Origin of the sequence: Frankia sp. Mgl5 (assembly GCF_023242985.1) — a bacterium.
Lineage (GTDB): Bacteria > Actinomycetota > Actinomycetes > Frankiales > Frankiaceae > Parafrankia > Parafrankia soli.
The window spans coordinates 1-259 of sequence record NZ_JALKFY010000195.1 but is presented as its reverse complement, the minus strand read 5'-3'; the positions used below and the strand labels follow the sequence as shown (position 1 = coordinate 259).

The 259-nt window shown below is 54.8% G+C and carries 1 protein-coding gene; it reads left to right on the top strand.

Annotated features, from left to right (window positions below; genetic code table 11):
- Positions 1-259, top strand: a 259-nt coding sequence (locus MXD62_RS08970; RefSeq protein WP_368862349.1) for an AMP-binding protein, incomplete at both ends; no start/stop codon positions are given.

Below are 259 nucleotides of genomic sequence, written 5' to 3'. Positions count from 1 at the left end.
GTGTGGCTGGGAGCCAAGCAAGTCCTTCCCGGTCCTGGTCCGACGCCAAAGATTCTGTTGGATTTAATCCAGCAGGAAAAGGTGACGCTTGCCGCAGGTGTGCCGACCATCTGGTTTGGAGTGTTGAAAGCATTGGAAGAAGAGCACTACGATGTGTCAAGCTTGCGTGCCGCTTTATGCGGCGGGTCGGCGGCTCCACGGGGAATCATCGACGCCTACGAGACAAAATTTGGCATTCCCTTTTTGCACGCCTATGGAA